The 18,707-nt window shown below is 60.1% G+C and carries 14 protein-coding genes; 8 read left to right on the top strand and 6 right to left on the bottom strand.

Features of this window, described 5'->3' with window-relative positions; genetic code table 11:
- Nucleotides 1-32 precede the first annotated feature (32 nt).
- Nucleotides 33-1,910: an ABC-F family ATP-binding cassette domain-containing protein gene (locus tag QMG56_RS08310; protein ID WP_281822093.1), complete on the top strand. Its 1,878-nt coding sequence runs from the start codon at nt 33-35 to the stop codon at nt 1,908-1,910.
- A 38-nt stretch (nt 1,911-1,948) separates the two neighbouring features.
- On the opposite strand, the gene QMG56_RS08305 is transcribed toward QMG56_RS08310, so the two are convergent.
- The 5 genes from QMG56_RS08305 to map form a co-directional block, all read right to left on the bottom strand.
- Complete coding sequence (locus QMG56_RS08305; protein WP_281822091.1) at nt 1,949-3,976, bottom strand: bifunctional diguanylate cyclase/phosphodiesterase; 2,028 nt, start codon at nt 3,974-3,976, stop codon at nt 1,949-1,951.
- Between the two features lie 241 nt (nt 3,977-4,217).
- Nucleotides 4,218-6,722, bottom strand: coding sequence for a calcium-binding protein (locus tag QMG56_RS08300; protein ID WP_281822090.1), 2,505 nt, complete (start codon nt 6,720-6,722; stop codon nt 4,218-4,220).
- Nucleotides 6,723-6,976: 254 nt separating this feature from the next.
- Nucleotides 6,977-8,389 carry a type I glutamate--ammonia ligase gene (gene glnA, locus QMG56_RS08295; RefSeq protein ID WP_230186945.1) on the bottom strand — a complete coding sequence of 471 codons (1,413 nt, stop codon included), beginning with the start codon at nt 8,387-8,389 and terminating at the stop codon, nt 6,977-6,979.
- Between the two features lie 99 nt (nt 8,390-8,488).
- On the bottom strand, nt 8,489-8,827 hold the full coding sequence (locus tag QMG56_RS08290; RefSeq protein ID WP_230186946.1) for a P-II family nitrogen regulator: 339 nt from the start codon (nt 8,825-8,827) through the stop codon (nt 8,489-8,491).
- A gap of 962 nt (nt 8,828-9,789) precedes the next feature.
- Entirely contained in the window at nt 9,790-10,620 is an 831-nt protein-coding gene (gene map, locus QMG56_RS08285; RefSeq protein WP_230186948.1) for a type I methionyl aminopeptidase, read from the bottom strand.
- 79 nt (nt 10,621-10,699) lie between these two features.
- Here map and QMG56_RS08280 point away from each other — a divergent pair, with 79 nt between their 5' ends.
- Entirely contained in the window at nt 10,700-11,461 is a 762-nt protein-coding gene (locus QMG56_RS08280) for a molybdopterin-binding protein (protein WP_230186949.1), read from the top strand.
- Nucleotides 11,462-11,554: 93 nt separating this feature from the next.
- Here QMG56_RS08280 and QMG56_RS08275 read toward each other — a convergent pair whose 3' ends face one another.
- Nucleotides 11,555-11,905 carry a UrcA family protein gene (locus QMG56_RS08275; protein ID WP_281822088.1) on the bottom strand — a complete coding sequence of 117 codons (351 nt, stop codon included), beginning with the start codon at nt 11,903-11,905 and terminating at the stop codon, nt 11,555-11,557.
- Nucleotides 11,906-12,193: 288 nt separating this feature from the next.
- On the opposite strand from QMG56_RS08275, the gene QMG56_RS08270 reads away from it, so the two are divergent.
- The 6 genes from QMG56_RS08270 to QMG56_RS08245 all read left to right on the top strand — a co-directional run bounded on the left by QMG56_RS08270 (nt 12,194) and on the right by QMG56_RS08245 (nt 18,645).
- Nucleotides 12,194-13,027 carry a sulfite exporter TauE/SafE family protein gene (locus QMG56_RS08270; RefSeq protein WP_281822249.1) on the top strand — a complete coding sequence of 278 codons (834 nt, stop codon included), beginning with the start codon at nt 12,194-12,196 and terminating at the stop codon, nt 13,025-13,027.
- A gap of 61 nt (nt 13,028-13,088) precedes the next feature.
- The gene (hmgA, locus tag QMG56_RS08265) at nt 13,089-14,387 is read left to right on the top strand and encodes a homogentisate 1,2-dioxygenase (protein ID WP_281822087.1); all 1,299 of its coding nucleotides are present in this window, start codon (nt 13,089-13,091) and stop codon (nt 14,385-14,387) included.
- 277 nt (nt 14,388-14,664) lie between these two features.
- Nucleotides 14,665-15,375, top strand: coding sequence for a response regulator transcription factor (locus tag QMG56_RS08260; protein WP_281822248.1), 711 nt, complete (start codon nt 14,665-14,667; stop codon nt 15,373-15,375).
- Nucleotides 15,372-16,724 carry an ATP-binding protein gene (locus QMG56_RS08255; RefSeq protein ID WP_281822086.1) on the top strand — a complete coding sequence of 451 codons (1,353 nt, stop codon included), beginning with the start codon at nt 15,372-15,374 and terminating at the stop codon, nt 16,722-16,724. The genes QMG56_RS08260 and QMG56_RS08255 overlap by 4 nt, the downstream gene beginning before the upstream one ends.
- A gap of 267 nt (nt 16,725-16,991) precedes the next feature.
- Entirely contained in the window at nt 16,992-17,834 is an 843-nt protein-coding gene (locus QMG56_RS08250; RefSeq protein ID WP_230186953.1) for a TorF family putative porin, read from the top strand.
- A gap of 187 nt (nt 17,835-18,021) precedes the next feature.
- Entirely contained in the window at nt 18,022-18,645 is a 624-nt protein-coding gene (locus QMG56_RS08245) for an EF-hand domain-containing protein (RefSeq protein ID WP_281822084.1), read from the top strand.
- Nucleotides 18,646-18,707: the final 62 nt, after the last annotated feature.

Below are 18,707 nucleotides of genomic sequence, written 5' to 3'. Positions count from 1 at the left end.
GCTGCGCCGCAACATGTGCTATCGGCCCAGCCATGCTGAACGTAAACAATGTCACGGTGCGCCTGGGTGGGCGCGTCATTCTTGATCGAGCAACCGCAATGTTGCCACCGCGCAGTCGCGTCGGCCTCATCGGTCGCAACGGCGCGGGCAAGTCCACGCTGATGAAAGCGATGATCGGGCAGATCGACCCGGACGAAGGCGAAATCGACAGCCCGCGCGGCACCCGCGTCGGCTATTTGCGGCAGGACGCGCCCAGCGGTACGCAGACCCCGTTCGAAACCGTCCTCGCCGCTGATATCGAGCGCGACGCGCTGCTCATCGAAAGCGAAACCTGCGAAGATCCCGACCGGCTCGGCGAACTCTATGAGCGGCTGAACGCCATCGACGCCTACACTGCCCCCGCACGCGCCGCCCGCATCCTGGTCGGTCTAGGGTTCGACGAAGAAATGCAGGGCCGCCCGCTCGACAGCTTCTCGGGTGGGTGGAAGATGCGCGTCGCGCTCGCCGCGCTGCTGTTCTCGCAGCCCGATCTGCTGCTGCTCGACGAACCGTCGAACCATCTCGATCTCGAAGCGACGCTGTGGCTCGAAAACTTCCTGAAATCCTATCAGGCGACGATAATCGTCATCAGCCATGAACGCGACCTGCTCAACAATGTCGTCGATCACATCCTGCATCTGGAAGGGGGGAAGATCACGCTCTACCCCGGCGGCTATGACGCATTCGAGCGGCAACGCGCCGAACGTCTCGCGCAACTGCAGGCGGCCAAGGAAAAGCAGGACGCCCAGCGCGCCAAGCTGCAGGACTATGTCGCCCGCAACAGCGCCCGCGCCAGCACCGCAAAACAGGCGCAATCGCGGCAAAAGGCGCTCGCCCGGATGCAGCCCATTGCCGCCGCGATGGAAGATCCCAGCCTCTCCTTCGTTTTCCCCAGCCCCCCCGAACTGCGCCCGCCGCTGGTCACGCTCGACATGGCATCGGTCGGCTATGACGACACGCCGATCCTGCGCCGCGTCAACCTGCGCATCGATCCGGACGACCGCATCGCGCTGCTCGGTCGAAACGGCAATGGCAAGACCACGCTCGCCCGCCTGATCGCCGCGCAACTTCCCGCGATGGAAGGGGAAATGACCAGCTCCAACAAGATGAAAGTCGGATACTTCACCCAATATCAGGTGGAGGAACTCGACACGACCGACACCCCGCTGGAACATATGGCGCGCCAGATGAAGGGCGCGACCCCCGGCGCAGTGCGCGCGCAGCTTGGCCGCTTCGGCTTTTCGGGCGACCGCGCGATTCAGAAAGTCGGCAGCCTGTCCGGTGGCGAGCGCGCCCGCCTCGCCCTCGCGCTCATCACGCGGGAGGCGCCGAACATGCTCATCCTCGACGAACCGACGAACCACTTGGACGTCGATAGCCGTGAGGCACTGGTGCAGGCGCTCAACGATTATCAGGGCGCTGTCGTGGTCGTCAGCCATGACCGCCACATGATCGAACTGGTCGCCGACCGCCTCGTGCTGGTGGATAGCGGCACCGCCAAGGAATATGGCGGCACGCTGGAAGACTATACCGACTTCATTCTCGGCAAGAGCGGCGGCGTGTCCGACAGCGGCGAGAAAATGTCGAAGGGCGACCGCAAGGCCCAGAAACAGGCACAGGCCGCCGCCCGCGAACAGGGCAAGGCGCTCCGCGAAGCCGTCACCAAAGCGGAAAAGGCACTAGCTGCGCTCACCGCCCACCGCGCCCGCATAGAACGCGCCATGTTCGACCCTTCGACTGCGGGCCCGGAAGAAGCGAAGCTGACCATGGGCGAATTGATGCGCAAACGCGGCGAGATCGAAAAGCAGATGGAAGCGGCGGAAGCGGAATGGATGGCGGCGAGTGAGGCGTTGGAGGCGGTGGCCGTTTAGGATCGGTCGCCAGTCTCAGGCCTCAACGCACAATATCGTCACCGTGTGCTTTCGGGAAATACATTGGGCAGGCTGATCTCGAAATAGACGCCCGCCTTGCCCTTATGCGCCCAGCGAATATTCCCGCTCCAGCGCTGGCCTTCCAGAAGTTCGACAAAAACCTCTTTGCCGATGTCATCGGGATGGAGTGTCGCTCCTTCGATCATCAGGCCATGCTTGGAGATGTTGCGTATTTGAATTTCTGTTTCGCGGGCGGAATGGAGAAGCTTGGCCGACCGGAACACTTTCACGCGAGGATCGCGGCTGATGCTGTAACCGATCGGTTGCACCAGCGATGGGTCGCCCATGCTGGTCATCACGGACTCCAGCGGCATGGGCCGACCATAGACGAAGCCTTGAATATGGCTGCAACCCAGCTTGCGGATGAGCGTGATTTCGTCTTGTGCCTCTACGCCCTCCGCCGTCGTTTCCATCCCCAGAGCATCGGCCAGTGAAACGATTGCCGCGATAATCAGCGCGTTCTTGCTATCGGAGGACATTGCGCCGCGCACGAAGCTCTTGTCGATCTTGATCTTGTCGAACGGCGCATTTTGCAGATAGCCCAAGGACGAATAGCCCGTGCCGAAATCGTCGAGGGCCAGGCGCACGCCGATGTTCTTTAGGGCTTTGAACATCTGGCTCGAATGCGTATCGGTATTGAGAAAAACGCCTTCCGTTATCTCCAGCTCCAGCCGATCCGGCAGGATGCGCGACGTGGCCAGCGCGCTCGCTACGATCTTGGGAAATTGTGGGTTGGAAAATTGAATGGGCGAAACATTCACGGCGACGCGGACGGTGTCCGGCCAATGCGCTGCATCGTTGGCCGCAGTGCGCAAAACCCACTCGCCTAACGCTTCGATCAGACCGCATTCTTCCGCCACGGGAATAAACTGATCCGGGCCGATCAATCCAAACTTGCTGTGCTTCCATCGCAACAGCGCTTCGTAACCGACAATTTTCGTGGATTGGGTGGACACGATCGGCTGGTAGGCGAGGTGCATCTCGCCCTTTGCGAGTGCATCTCGGAGGTCGTCTTCCATCTGTCGACGGCTTTGCGCGGCGATCAGGAGATTGTCGGTGAAGACGCGATGTACGCCCCGGCCGGCATCCTTCGCCGCATATAGGGCAAGATCGGCGTTGCGGACCAACTCGTCGGGCGTACCGCCATGCTCCGGCGCGATCGCGATTCCTATCGAGCACCCGATCTGGATCGCCATGCCGTCGATATCATAGGGTTGCGACAGTGAAGCGATGATGGACCGCGCCAGCCCCGATGCCTCGGCGCGCGAGGAATCCTGCGGAACGATGATCTGAAACTCGTCACCGCCAAGCCTGCCGAGCAAAGCGGTGTCCGAAGTCAGTCGCTGCAGGCGACCGGCCACCTGTTGCAGCAGCGCATCGCCTGTCTGATGCCCCAGCGTATCATTGACGTATTTGAACTTGTCGAGGTCCATCAACATCAACGCGGTCGGATTGAATCCGCTCGAACGGCTCAGCAAAGACTGTTCGAGCCAGGAATTGAGCATGGCGCGATTGGCTAGCCCAGTCAGGCCGTCCGAGTAGGCGAGGCGGCGAATTTCCGTTTGCGAGTTGCGCTTGTCCATCAGGTCGGCGGCCGACCCCATAAAGCCCCGATAGACTCCGGCTGCATCGAAATAAGGGCGTCCCGAGATCGCCCATAGAAAATTCGTCGTATCGGATACGATACGAATGGGGAAACCGGTAAACGCCGTCTTGGTCGTCAGATTGTAACTCAGGCTACGCTGCACATCCTGCGCACTGGCGTCGGGATGAAATATGGCGACGAACTTTGCACCGATGGGATCGAGACCGTGCGCGACCAATATGGCGCAAATCTGCGGGGACAAATAGGTGATCTGCCCGGCTGCGTCCGTTTCCCAGAACCAGCCTGCCGATTGTTCCTCATATACGGACACGAGCCGGTCCGCGCGCGAAACAGGCAAAGTCTGCTCAGCACGATTTGCTTTGGAAAAGCTTGAAAAAGCAGGGGCGATCCGACGAAGCATAGTCCGCTTTAGTGCAATCGCGGTTAGCAAATAGTTGCATTTTGCGGGAGCATTGTACGCCCGTTAAAATAAATAAAATGGTGGTTTGGTTTGCAAATTCTGTTCGTCGCGCTACCCGCCCACCGCGCCCGCACCGAACGGGCTATGTTCGACGTCCGGGAGGATGTGAGGCTGCCAATACGCGCCCTGATGGGAGGAAGCGCAGGGGCGACGGCGAGGGAGGCCGTTGAGGCAATACGGGCTAAAGCAAAAACTCACCCCCGCTCAGCATGTCGATGCCGCGCAATAGAATGGCGAAATCGGCGTTTCCATCCCCGTCGACATCGCCTTCCACCCTGGCATTGCCTCCAACCGCTTCATATCGCAGTTCGCCTTCCCGTCCGGTGAACGCTCCTGTGCCTAACCATAGGAATGCGTCATCAGTCGCACTCGTTGCAGCCGCATCGATCCGGCCGATATCGATTACGTCGCCTTGGGTCTGACTGAAATCCAGAATGAGGTCGGCTTCACTCGCGCTGCTGTCCGTCACCGCACCAAACTCAAAAACGTCGGAGCCTTCGCCGCCGATGAGATGGTCGAACTCAACGCCGCCGATCAAGCGGTCATTACCCGCGCCTCCACTAAGATAATCCCGGCCGCCGTCGCCGATCAGCGTGTCGTTGCCGTCATTGCCATAGAGCGTATCAGTGCCCGCACCGCCATCGATGGTGTCGTCGCCTGCATTGCCGCCGATCAAGTCGTACCCGGCCATGCCGTAAAGCGTGTCGGACCCATCGCTGCCCCAGATGCGGTTGCTCTGCCAGTTACCGGTGATGGTCAGGTCGGGCAATGTCGCCGATACCGTCTCAATTCCAACATCGATCCTATAGTCTACCTTGGTAGCAACGAAGTCATCGCCGCTCTCATCGACTATTTTCGTGGTCGTGCTTTCGACCAGATAGTGATCGTCGCCTGCCCCACCGTTCAACAGGTTGATCCCACCCCCGGCGGAAAGGCTGTCGTTGCCATCTCCCCCGTAGATTTTGTTGTCCATCGTGCCGCCCTTGTCGATCAGTATGATGTCGTCAAATTGGGTTCCGATGATGTTGAGCGCTTCGACATTGCGGACGTCGCCAATATAGCTCCCCGTTCCGCGCTGAAAATTCACACCCGACGCCCGATTCTCTGCGTGCAAAATGACCGTATCGTAACCGCTGCCGCCATCGATCCTGTGATCGCCGGGGGTTTCTATGATGTCGTTGCCGTCGCCGCCGAAAATACTCTTTCCGTACCCGGAGCCTCCCACAAGGCCGACGATATGGTCGTTACCGCCATCGCCATATAGCGATCCTCTGCCGGTAAGGGTGTCGTTACCGTCGCCGCCCCATACACGTGCGCCGGTTAAGCCCACATCGATGATATCGTCGCCGTCCTCGCCATGGACGGTGCCGGTCAACTGCCCCGCACCGCTGACGACATTGTCATTTCCGCCGCCCAAACGAATGTCGCCGAAGATCGTCCCGATATTGACGATAGTGTCGTTGAAATTTCCGATGATATCGATCGCCGATCCCGCATAGATCAGCGACGTGTCGATCGTTATTGTGCCGCTATTATGCAGCGTTAGGGCGCCATGGCCCGCGCCGCCATGGCCGTCACTGACCAATATGGTCTTGTTATACCCCGTTATCGAACCTGCATTTTCTATCGTCCCGCCGCCGATGGACAGGACGGTCGCCGACGAGGGTGCTTTGCGCAGGACACCGTCATTGGTGAGGGCGATGAGCCCGGAAACATGTATGCTCTCACCTTCGCCGTAGCTACGGATCACGCCCGTCGCGTGATTGACGATGGTGGTGATCGCGGTGGGTGCCGTATCCAGGTCTATGCCCGCGCCCAGACGCCCAAGGATTTGGCCGGAATTTTCGATAGTGGCGGCATTGTTGCCGGAGATGCCGCTGCTGACACCGCGAATTTCGCCGCCTGCGTCGTTCCGAATACTGACCCCAATTGCGCTGCCTATGTCGATACCGTCATTGCCCAGACTGCCGCCCGCACGAATGAGACCGCCCAGGTTCGTGATTTCGGTATAGTCTCCGGGGTGGATCGCGTCGGCGTCTACCGCGATGATCGACCCGGCGTTGCCGTTTATAATGCGGAGTTGCTGCGGAAATGACGCGCCTAAATCGGCGGTATCAATTGCACTCCCGGCATTGGCGCCTTTCCCGTTACTCAGGATCGTGCCGAGATTATTGATATACATATAGCCATCGAATTGCGGGATCGACGGGGCGCTGGATAGGCGAATAGCGATGCCGGAGTCGCTCTGTATCGTGCCGCTGGCATAATTTAGGAGGTAGAAAGGGCTGAGGCCAGAACCCGACGGCGTCCCTGAAACGACAGCGTCGATCACCGATCCCCCATAGGATTTTAGCAACCCTCGATTGTCGACTGCGATCGACCCGCCGTTCAATGGCGACCCTATACGCAGGACATCGTCTTGCGCGCGGATGGAAGAACCCGCCTGCGTGTCGATCAGGAGGTTTTGGCTCGTGTCGGCCGTCCCAGCCGTGTCGATCGCCACGCCGCTGCTGGCGCGAACAGCCCCTTCGACATATAATCGGACCAGACCGGATGTGCCGCTCAAATCCCATTCAACGGCAGTTTCCGGCGTATGGAGAAAGCCATTGGCATCGATGGTCAGGGTATCGCCGGAGCGTACAGTCTGGCGCGTCGTGACGCTGCCGGAGATGGTGACATCGCTCATCAACTTCTCCATTTCGGATCAATTCATGCCATTAACCACATCCGGCATCTCCGTGCGAAAGATTTGTGGGAAACTATGTGGAATATCTGACCTTTAGGTAGCGGCGACCAGGGGTATTTGTCACAGCCCAGTCGATCTCCATGTCCCGCGTATCGCTCGATATGAAAAAGACCCGGTTGCCTCGCACAACCGGGTCTCCATTGGCAGGGGGCTGGAAAGGAAACAGCCCCCTGTAGCATTCGTCAGCGGGCAGTTTAACCGCTGTAGTACATGTCGAATTCGACCGGCGACGGGGACATTTCCCAACGCGCGACTTCTTCCCACTTCAGTTCGGCATAGGCGTCGATCTGATCCTTGGTGAACACGCCGCCTTTCAGCAGGAAGTCGTGATCGGCTTCCAGGCTGTCGAGGGCTTCGCGCAGCGATCCGCACACGGTGGGGACGAGCGAGAGTTCTTCGGGCGGCAGGTCGTACAGGTTCTTGTCCATCGGGTCGCCCGGGTGGATCTTGTTCTGGATGCCGTCGATGCCGGCCATCAGCAAAGCTGCGGTCGACAGGTAGGAGTTCGCCAGCGGATCGGGGAAGCGGAATTCGACGCGCTTCGCCTTGGTGCCTGCGCCATAAGGAATGCGGCACGATGCCGAACGGTTGCGCGCGGAATAAGCGAGCAACACAGGCGCTTCGTAACCCGGCACCAGACGCTTGTAGCTGTTGGTGGTCGGGTTGGTGAAGGCGTTCAGTGCCTTGGCATGCTTGATGACGCCGCCGATGAAGAACAGGCAGGTTTCGGACAGACCGGCATAGCCGTCGCCCGCGAAGGTGTTCTTGCCCTTGTTCCAGATCGAGATATGCGTGTGCATACCCGAACCGTTGTCCGCCTTGATCGGCTTCGGCATGAAGGTCGCGGTCTTGCCATAGGCATGAGCCACCATCTTCACGACATACTTATAGATCTGGATACGGTCGCAGGTTTCGACGAGCTTGCCGAAGGTCAGGCCCAGCTCATGCTGGCTGCCCGCGACTTCATGGTGATGCTTGTCCATGGGCAGGCCCATTTCGAGCAGCGTCGTCACCATTTCGGCGCGGATGTCGGTGGTGGTGTCGACCGGGCCGACGGGGAAGTAGCCGCCCTTGGCACGCGGGCGGTGACCCATGTTGCCGCTTTCGTAGGTCGTGCCGGTGTTGGTCGGCAATTCGACATCGTCCAGCTTGTAGTAAGACGAGTTGTAGGTGTTATCGAACTTCACATCGTCGAACATGAAGAATTCGGGTTCCGGGCCGATGTAGACGGTGTCGCCCAGGCCGGTGGACTGCAGGAAGGCTTCGGCGCGCTTGGCGGTCGAGCGCGGGTCGCGGGCATAGAGCGAACCGTCCGAAGGCTCGACGATGTCGCACACCAGGATCATCATCGGCGTCGCGCTGAACGGATCGATATAGACGGCGTCCAGATCGGGCTTCAGGATCATGTCGGATTCGTTGATCGCCTTCCAGCCTTCGATCGACGAACCGTCGAACATCAGGCCGTCGGTCAGTTCATCTTCGCCGATCACGCCTGCGCACATGGTCAGGTGGTGCCAGATGCCCTTGGGATCGGTGAAGCGGACATCGACCCATTCGATTTCCTTTTCTTCGATCATTTTCAGGATGTCTTTTGGCTTATTCGCCATCGTTGCTTACCCTTCCATATGGTGCCCCCGCGGGCGTTAGTCATAAAAGTAAAAGTGTTTTCGCGTCGGGCCGCGGCCCGATTGAGATGATGCCTTGGGTCAGATTGCGTCGTCGTCCCGCTCTCCCGTGCGGATGCGCAACGCGGATTCTACGGCATAGACAAAGATCTTGCCGTCACCGATGCGGCCGGTCTGCGCGGCTGCAGCAATCGCTTCCACCACGCGCTGCGCCAGGCCGTCCTCGACCACCACTTCCAGCTTCACCTTGGGCAGGAAGTCGACGACATATTCCGCGCCGCGATACAGCTCAGTATGGCCCTTCTGCCGCCCAAAACCCTTGGCTTCGGTCACGGTAATGCCGGACACGCCGACTTCGTGCAGTGCCTCTTTCACCTCGTCCAGCTTGAACGGTTTGATGATGGCTTCGATTTTCTTCATCAGCTTTTGTCCCAGCCCCTTTTTGGCAACATGCATGCAGCGATGCGTAAATGCCCCGCCACCGTGTTCACGAACCCGTTATGCACGCCCCCTGCGCGCATGTCGCATCCGTAAACAAACAATTACCGTGCCAATTACCGAATCGCCAGAATAGCTTCTGCGATGCAGCATGATTTGTCCATCGCGCCCGGTTTTCGGGCAATTTGCGATGGTGGTGCCTAATTATTGGGCAAGCGTTTGCGGGGGCGTGAAAGCCGCGGCGTGGCTCTAACTTCTCTAAGGTCGCGCATATGCGATAGGTGGGTGCGGTCGCTTGTTGGATTTGGGAAGTTATTTTCCTACATCGGTAGGGTTTGGGATGGTGGTTCCGGGGTGGAAGCTGTCCTTTTTGCACGTGCGCGTCGAGACTTGGCAATCGCGCCGGGTATAGTACTGTGCCATGATGGCCTTCAGAAATTCACAAATGTCTATTTTCTCACTAGGCTTGGCAATGAACGCCAGCGCGGGCGTCGCGTGCTCGCTGCCTACGCCAGATTACAAGTCCCCCTCTCTTGCAGTCCAAGCGAGGCAGCACATTGCTCAGGCCGATGCAATCGTGGACGGAGAAATTGTGAGGATCAGTGGCTGGGACTATAAGAACAAGAGAGAAATTCCTGCTCTTCTTAAGGTAACTAAAATTTTGAAGGGTCCAAAATTTACGGCTTTCTCTCTGAGAATCCCAGGAGGTGGGTGCGAAATCTTTTTCCGGCGAAAGGAAAGGGTTAGATTGCTTCTTAGCGGAAGCAGAGGAAGTTGGGCCGCGTTACACACGTTAAATCTGCCTTGGCCCGTATTCTCGGGTTCGATCGACAACCACATACCCTACGCTCGATTGATAGATAAGCAGATCGGATTACCTCGCAGTCCTGATACTGCCATAGCGCCAGAGGGACTTTAAAAAACCGCCATTCCACCAAAACCCATCACCCCAAATAGGGCGGCGCGTTCAGCCCCTTCGGGCTTTGCGTGAATATTTCGCAGCCTGTCTCTGTTATCCCGATCGAATGTTCGAACTGTGCGGACAGGGTGCGGTCGCGGGTTACGGCGGTCCAGCCGTCGTTCAGCATCTTTATGTCGCCCTTGCCGATGTTGATCATCGGCTCGATGGTGAAGAACATGCCGGGGCGCAGCTCCGGGCCGGTGCCGGGGCGGCCCAGATGGACGACTTCGGGGCTGTCGTGAAACACGCGGCCAAGGCCGTGGCCGCAAAAATCGCGGACCACGCCGAAGCGGTGCTTTTCGGCATGGCGCTGAATCGCGTGGCCGATATCGCCCAGCCTGTTACCGGGCTTGGCGTGCTCGATGCCCAGCATCAGACATTCGTAGGTGACTTCGACCAGCCGCTTCGCCTTGATCGGCGCGTCGCCCGCTATGTACATGCGGCTGGTGTCGCCGTGCCAGCCGTCGATGATCGGGGTGACGTCGATGTTGACGATGTCGCCGTCCTTCAGCTTCGTTTCGCCGGGGATGCCGTGGCAGATGACGTTGTTGATCGACGTGCAGCAGCTATGCGTATAGCCGCGATAGCCCAAAGTCGCGGGCACGCCGCCGCCGTCCAGCGTCATGCGCCGCACGATGTCGTCGATCTCGCCGGTCGTGACGCCCGGCACCACATGCGGCACCAGCGCGTCAAGGATCTCTGCGGCCAGCCGTCCGGCCTTGCGCATGCCCGCAAACCCCGCCTCATCGTACAGCTTGATCGCGGTGGAGCGGGACACGGGCGCGTCGGCGGTCATCGTCATATATTCGGTCATCGTCACTTTATAGGGCGAAGCGTTGCCTTTTGCGAGAGGGTGCTTTGCCGAACCGGCCCATCGCGCTATGGGCGAGGACATGAACAGCCCGACACGCATCTGGACAGCCGCTCTCGCCATCATTGGCGATGAAATTCTTTCCGGGCGTACGCAGGACAAAAACATTGCGCAGATCGCCGCTTGGCTGAACGTGCAGGGCATCCGCCTGAAGGAAGTGCGCGTCGTCGCGGACGATGAGGACGCCATTGTGGAGGCAGTCAACATCCTGCGCGCCCGCAACGATTATCTGTTCACCACCGGGGGCATCGGCCCCACGCATGACGACATCACGGTCGATGCGATTGCCGTGGCGCTGGGTGTCGGGGTGGTCGTGCATCCGCGCGCGCGCGCCGTGCTACAGGACTATTATGAGGAACGCGGCGGGCTGACCGACGCGCGGCTGCGCATGGCGCGCGTGCCCGATGGCGCGGAACTGATCGAAAACCGCATGTCGGGCGCGCCGGGTATCCGCCATGGCAATATCTTCATCATGGCGGGGGTGCCGCACATCACCGCCGGTATGCTGGAAAGCCTGACCGGCACGCTGGAAGGCGGACTGCCGCTGCTATCGCGCCAGATCGGTTGCTGGGTCGCCGAAAGCGAAGTGGCGGACCTGCTGCGCGCCACGGAAAAGGCGCATGATGGCTGCCAGATCGGCAGCTATCCGTTTTTCCGCGAAGGCAGGGTAGGGGCCAATTTCGTCGTGCGGTCGACGGATCAGGATGCGCTGGATGCCTGCATCGCGCAGTTGACCGACGCTTTGGATGAACAGGGCCGTCCGGTAACGCAGGGCGGCATCTGATCCGGCCTCACAGCAATGACGGCATGCAAGAAACCCGGCGAACATGGGATGTCGCCGGGTTTCTTTTTATCGGACGGGTAAGACTCGCGCTCTTCAGCGTGACGCGATGCGCGTGCGGGTCAGGCCGGCATCGGCCATGGCTTTGGACTGCGCAGCATTGACGCAGCGCTGATAGTCGCTCTGTCCGGAGACACCGACGGCCTTGTCCTGGCTGCACACCGTTTTGACGGCGGCCATGATACGGTGCTTGGCGAGGTATCGGCCCTGGGCGGAAGACAGGCGCAGGTCGGATATGTCGACGGGCTTGGCCTGCGTCACTGCTGCGCCATTGTCGGAATAAGAAACGACAATGTCGGAGCCCGCCATGGCAGGCGCGGCAATCGCTAAACTGGCGGGAATTGCGAGCGCAGCGATGGCGCGCCCGAATATACGGGGGTTAGACATGGGCATCCTCCTGGCGAGGTCGGTCTTTGACCAATCCTCTCTTCATCGCTCCTGAAAAGATAGGAGCGCCTGTATAATGGGCTTTGTGGCGCGTGTTTTCAAGCAAACTTGCGGTGTCGCGCTGGTGGATATGCCGCTCCCGCTCGTTTGATGATGGCGGGGCGTCTCCCCCAGCGATACGACCGTCGATCCATGCGATTGACCAATCGATAGGATGCTTATTTTCATGGACGATGCGGGGCGACCGGCCAGTTGCCATCCACGCCGAACCGAACGGGCGCGATACTGATGGCGCTGGCCGATCTTTCGCAGTGGCTGGTGCCGGTCGTGGCGATGCTGGGCGCAGGGCTGGTCGCCGGATTTGCCGCGGGCATGTTCGGCATCGGGGGCGGGTTCGTCGTCGTCCCGGTCCTTTTCCTCGTCCTGCCGTTGCTGGGGGGCGATCCTGCGCAGCTTGCGCATGTGGCCATCGGCACATCGCTTGCCACCATCGTCGTCACGTCGATCCGATCGGTGCAGGCCCATGCGCGGCGCGGCGCAGTCGATTTCGAGTTGCTGCGAAGCTGGGCGCCATGGATGGTGCTGGGTGTGGGCGGCGGGGTGCTGCTGGCCAATCATATCGGCAATCAGGGATTGGCGCTGATCTTCGGCGGCGGCGTGTTCCTGATGGCGCTCAATTTCCTGCTCCCGGTCTTTTCGGGAAAGGTCTACTGGAGTGAACTGCCCGATGGGTATGTGCGCGCCGGTATTGCCAGCGGCCTCGGCGCATTCTCTTCATTATTGGGTATCGGTGGCGGCGTGATCGTCATCATCGTGATGACCCTGTGCGGCAGGCCCATCCATCGCGCCATTGCGACCGCTGCAGGCGTCGGCACGCTGATCGCAGTGCCCGGCATGATCGGCTTTGCAATCATAGGCCTGGGTCAGCCCGGCCTGCCGTTCGGATCGCTGGGATATGTCAACGTCCCGGCGGCGGTGGCGATCACATCGACATCGGTAATTACCGCGCCTTATGGCGTCGCGGTGGCGCACAGGCTCAATCCGCGCGCGCTCAGGATCAGCTTCGGCGTCTATTTGCTGTTCGTCAGCTACACCATGGTCATGAAGGGCCTGCATGGCTGACCGCCCGGCATTGACTATATAGTAACATATGATACCACATGGACGAGAGAGGATACCGTCCATGCCTACCGATTTTGCGATGATGTCAGGGTTCGGCAACAGCTTCGAAAGCGAAGGCGTGCCGGGGGCCTTGCCGATGGGGCGCAATAGTCCTCAAAAACCGCCCTTCGGATTATATGCAGAGCAGATGTCGGGAACGGCCTTCACTGCGCCACGGTCAGAGAACCGGCGCAGTTGGCTCTATCGTCTGCGCCCGAGCGCGCAGCACCCGGCCTTTCAGCCGTATCGCGGAAATCCCGCGCTTCTTTCCGCGCCTTTGTCGGACAACGGACCGTTCAGTCCAAACCGTCTCCGCTGGGATCCGCTGGCTCTGGGCGACCGCCCCGTCGATTGGGTCGACGGACTGTTTACTTATGCGGTCAATGGCGACGCCACAGGGCAGACGGGCATCGGCATTCATGGCTATGTCGCCAACCGATCGATGGTCGATCGGCTGTTCTTCTGCGCGGACGGCGAATTGCTGATCGTGCCGCAGATGGGCGCTCTCGATATATTCACCGAGTGCGGGCGCATTCATGCGGAGCCCAATCATATCGTGCTGATCCCGCGCGGCATGCGCTTTCGGGTGGAGCTGCCTGACGGTCAGGCGCGCGGCTATGTGTGCGAAAATTACGGCGCGCCTTTCCGGCTGCCCGATCTGGGACCGATCGGATCGAACGGCCTTGCCAATGCCCGCGATTTCCTGACGCCCGTCGCCGCTTTCGAAGATGTCGAGCGCCCGACGGAGGTCGTGCAGAAGTTCGCTGGAGCCTTGTGGACGGCGACGCTTGGCCACAGCCCGCTGGACGTCGTTGCCTGGCACGGCAATCTTGCGCCGTGCCTGTACGATCTGGCGCGGTTCAACACGATTGGCACCGTCAGCTTCGATCATCCCGATCCCAGCATCTTCACGGTGCTTACCTCGCCCACGGATCGAGCTGGCACGGCCAATTGCGATTTCGTGATATTCCCGCCGCGCTGGATGGTGGCCGAAGATACCTTCCGTCCCCCGTGGTTCCACCGCAACATCATGAGCGAATTCATGGGGCTGATCCACGGCGCTTATGATGCGAAGGCCGGGGGCTTTGCCCCTGGCGGGGCGTCGCTGCACAATTGCATGAACGCGCACGGTCCCGATGTGGCATCCACGCGCGCCGCGACCGATGCGCCGCTCGCGCCGCACTATATCGCCGATACCATGGCCTTCATGTTCGAAAGTTGCTTGCCTATCCAGCCGACACGGCAGGCAATGGAAAGCCCCTTGCTCCAGCCTGACTACGACGCGTGCTGGGAAGGCTTCGCCAAGGCGCAATTGCCCTGATGGCAACCCGACAAAGCGGAGGTAAAAGAAATTTCGTTCTACGGAACGGTTCCAGCAATGTTTTGTTACATTACCACAATGTCTCGGACATGCTCGGTCATTAACTCATGATGCGTTCCGCACGCGATGATCCTGCAGGGCATTCCACATTTGCAATAATGTGGTGTGTAGCAGTGTTTCGCCAGATGAAGGATTGGCATAGAGCATGGGTAATTTTGTACGCGATATACCTCCGGCCGAAACCAAGTCTTATGATGCTCAACGAACGCCCTACGCGATGACCGCGCCCAATGTTCTCATCGTGGAAGACGATCCGGCGCTGCGCACATTGGTCATGCGCGCGTTGCAGCAGAACGGATTCAACGTCCGCCCGGCAGGCTCGGCGCCGGAAATGTGGAACATCATGGCGGAATCGCCGGTGGACGTCATCATCCTCGACATCATGCTGCCGGGCACGCACGGTCTCGACCTGTGTCGCCAGATTCGCCAGCAAAGCGATGTGCCGCTGATCTTCGTGAGTGCCAAGGGCACCGAAGTCGACCGGGTCATCGGGCTGGAGTTGGGCGCGGACGATTATCTGGCCAAGCCATTCGACACGCGCGAGCTTATCGCGCGCATCCGCGCCGTGCTGCGTCGTGGCCGGATGGACCGCCAGCATGAAGGGGCAGGGCGTCGTGAAGCGCGCTTCGACGGCTGGACCGTGAACTTCCCCCGCCGCGAAGTTACCTCTCCCGATGGCGCCGTCGTCGATCTGACGGGGGCGGAGTTCGACTTGCTGGCCGCGTTCATCGACAATCCGCAACGGGTGGTTGCCCGCGAACGGCTGATCGAACTGTCGCGCGCGCGGCTGGGCGATTCTTCGGACCGTAGCGTCGATGTGCTGATCAGCCGCCTGCGCCGGAAACTGTCCAGCGAAGGCGGAAAGACGCCCATCGTGACCGTGCGCGGCGTCGGCTATATGTTCAGCGCAGAAGTCGAGCGCGTTTGAGGAACCTGCTGCATCCTTCGCTGGGGTTGATCGGACGGGTTCTCATCATCGTCCTGCTGACGATCCTCATCGAATTTTGCGCCGGGACCATATTATACGATCGGGCCAGCAGCCTGCGCGTGCGCGAAGACGAAGCCAATCGCATGGCGGAGCATATCGCCGCCGCCAGCCGCGTGATGATCCAGCGCGACCCTTCGGAGCGTCCGGCGATGGCCAGCCGCTTGTCGAGCGCCAACTTCACTGTGACCTGGCACCGGACCTTGCCGCCGCCGCCACCGATGTCCGCCGATCTCTTCGAAATGCGCGATCAGATCGTGGCGCGGGAGCCGGTGTTGGACCATCATATGCTGCGCCTCTATCTTCGGGAACCGGGACGCAGAACGGTGGTCGTCGGCAGCCTCGCTCTCGATGACGGCACTTGGCTCACCTTCAACGCGCCGCAACTGGTGGATGAAGGCAAGTTCCGGATCGCCTGGATCGCGATGATGATCGTGGTGGCCATCGGCCTCAGCCTGATCGCCGGTCTGATGATCCGCACGACATTGCAGCCCGTGCGTAGGCTGGCCGTCGCGGCCGCACGCATCGGCCATGGCGAGCAGGAGCAGATCGCCGAAACCGGCATCAGCGAAGTGCGCGACCTTATCCGCGCGTTCAATGAAATGCAGGGGCGAATTCACTCGCTGATTGCGGACCGGGTCGAGGCTTTGGCCGCGGTGGGCCATGATCTGCGGACACCGCTTGCCCGCCTTCAATTGCGGGCGGAAGGGATTGGCGACGATCAACTGCGCGAATCCATCGGGGCCGATGTGCGGGAAATGGCGGGGATGGTCTCCTCGCTGCTGGCCTATCTGGGCGGCGACGATGATCCTGAGAATCCGCAGGCTGTCGATCTGGCGGTGATGGCGGCGACGCTGGTCGACGACATCGTCGATCAGGGACGGGATGCAAGCTATGCCGGTCCCGATCATCTGACGCATCATCTGCGCCCGCTGGGCTTCAAGCGCGCGCTGCGCAACGTGGTCGAGAATGCTGCCAAATATGGCGACATGGTGCAGGTGACGGTGAACGCGGATCAGGACCATGTCACCATACAGGTCGAAGATGACGGACCCGGCATCGACGCCGAGCGGCTGGAGGATGTGCTGCGACCGTTCGTCCGGCTGGACGATGCGCGCGGTCGCGATACGCAGGGGCTGGGCCTCGGGCTCGCGATAGCCGTGCGCGCGGTGGAGATGGAGGATGGCACTATCCATCTTGCCAATCGGGACTCCGGCGGTCTGTGCGTTACTATTTCCCTGCCTCGCGGCGACGGGGGTATTGCGCAATCGCGTAATGCAGGGCGGCACTAAGGTAATATTGGGAAATATCATCCCATAAAAAAGCACATTTATGGCTTTAGAAATAATCAGAAACAATCTGTAAACTAAACAGACATGAACTGTTGCTTGTTAAGCACTGATTTTCGCAAAATTGCTGCTTTGCACAATTGTCGTTTTGTTCTCCGACAGCAGAGAGATACAGATTGGGCATCCGGATCGATCCGTACACCGCGAACACCGTGTGAGATGTACGGACGACAAGGACGCAGGTCGGAACATGTCTTTTTCAAAAAGGGGATGTTCATGCGCTATATTCTTGCTTGCGCGGCTTTCAGTGTACTCGCGGCCTCGCCCGCCATGGCTCAGGAAGAGCCGACGAGTCCGATAACGGTTTCCGGCAGTGTCGGTATCGTTTCCGACTATCGTTTCCGGGGCGTTTCACAGAGCGACGAAAAGCTGGCAATTCAGGGCGGATTTACCGTGTCGCACGAAAGCGGCCTGTACGTAGCGACCTGGGGTTCCAATCTTTCCGGCTGGGGCACGTTCGGCGGTTCCAACATGGAGCTGGATCTGGTCGCCGGTTACAAAATGCCACTGGCGGGCGGCGCGCTGGACATCGGTGCCACCTGGTACATGTATCCGGGCGGCTTCGATAACACCGACTTCATCGAACCTTATGTAAAGCTTTCCGGCACCGCCGGCCCGCTGAACCTGCTGGCAGGCGTCGCTTATGCGCCCAAGCAGGAAGCATTGGGCAACTGGTATCTGAACGGCACTTCCGCTGCTGCGGGTGTGTATGACGTTCCCGGCGACAAGAACGACAACCTCTATCTGTGGGGCGATGCGTCGGCCGGCGTTCCCAACACCGGCCTGACCGTGAAGGGCCATATCGGCTATTCGAACGGTAACAGCGGCCTTGGCCCGTTCGCGACTTCGGTTGCGCCGACCGGCGAATATTGGGACTGGATGGTCGGTGCCGATTATGCGCTCGGCCCGGTCACGCTCGGCGTCGCCTATGTCGATACCGATATCTCGAAGGGCGAGTCGGCTTATCTGCAGCCCAGCTTCAGCAAGGGCCAGGACGGCACGGGTTCGATCGCCGATGCGACGATCCTCTTCTCGGTCACCGCTGCGTTCTGATCCGCGATTTTCTCTGAAACTTGCCTGACGAAAGGGGCGGGGACCATGCGGTTCCCGCCCCTTTTGCTGTGATGATGGCGAAAAGGCGCTGCGACACATTGCGACAATTGAGGGGGCGCGCTGACACATCTGTGGGACAAGTGGCCCCGATAAGGGCATCACAGTTAGTGAAGTAAAGGACACCCTCATGAAAAAGTTACTGATCTCCGTCGCGCTTGGCAGCATGCTCGTCACGGGCGGCGTTGCCGTTGCACAGCCTAACGGCCCCGGTCCGAAAATGGGCATGCGCGGCCCGATGATGGCCGACGCCAACAAGGATGGTAAGCTCACCAAGGCCGAAGTCACTGCCGCAAGCGAAGCTGCCTTTGCCAAGATGGACCTGAACGGCGACGGCAAGATCACCAAGGAAGAACGCGACACGCTTCGCCAGAAGCGTTTCGACGATCGCTTTGCCAAGATGGACACTGACGGCAACGGCCAGATCAGCAAGGCCGAATTTCAGGCGCAGCACGATGCTCGCCAGGAAAAGATGGCCGAATGGCGCGCTGGCAAGGGCGGACCCGATGGCCAGCGCATGGGCCGGATGCACCACCGCGGCAAGATGGGCGGCATGTGGGGTAAGGATGCCGACAAGGATGGCACTGTGACCCGCGCCGAATTCATGGCACGCCCGATGGCCATGTTCGACCGTGCGGACGCCAACAAGGATGGCGTTGTCACGGCTGAGGAAATGAAGGCTGCGATGCCGGGTCGCGGCGAACGCGGTAAGGGTCGCATGGCTCCCCCGCCGCCGCCTGCGCCGCAGAACTAAGCAAGACCAGACATGCCCCGATGCTTTATAACCGGCATCGGGGCATATCTTCTGCATGGCTT

The sequence above is a fragment of the Sphingobium sp. BS19 genome (assembly GCF_027925545.1).
Classification (GTDB): domain Bacteria; phylum Pseudomonadota; class Alphaproteobacteria; order Sphingomonadales; family Sphingomonadaceae; genus Sphingobium.
Note: the sequence above shows the minus strand (reverse complement) of the source record. Positions and strands in the feature narration are given on the sequence as shown.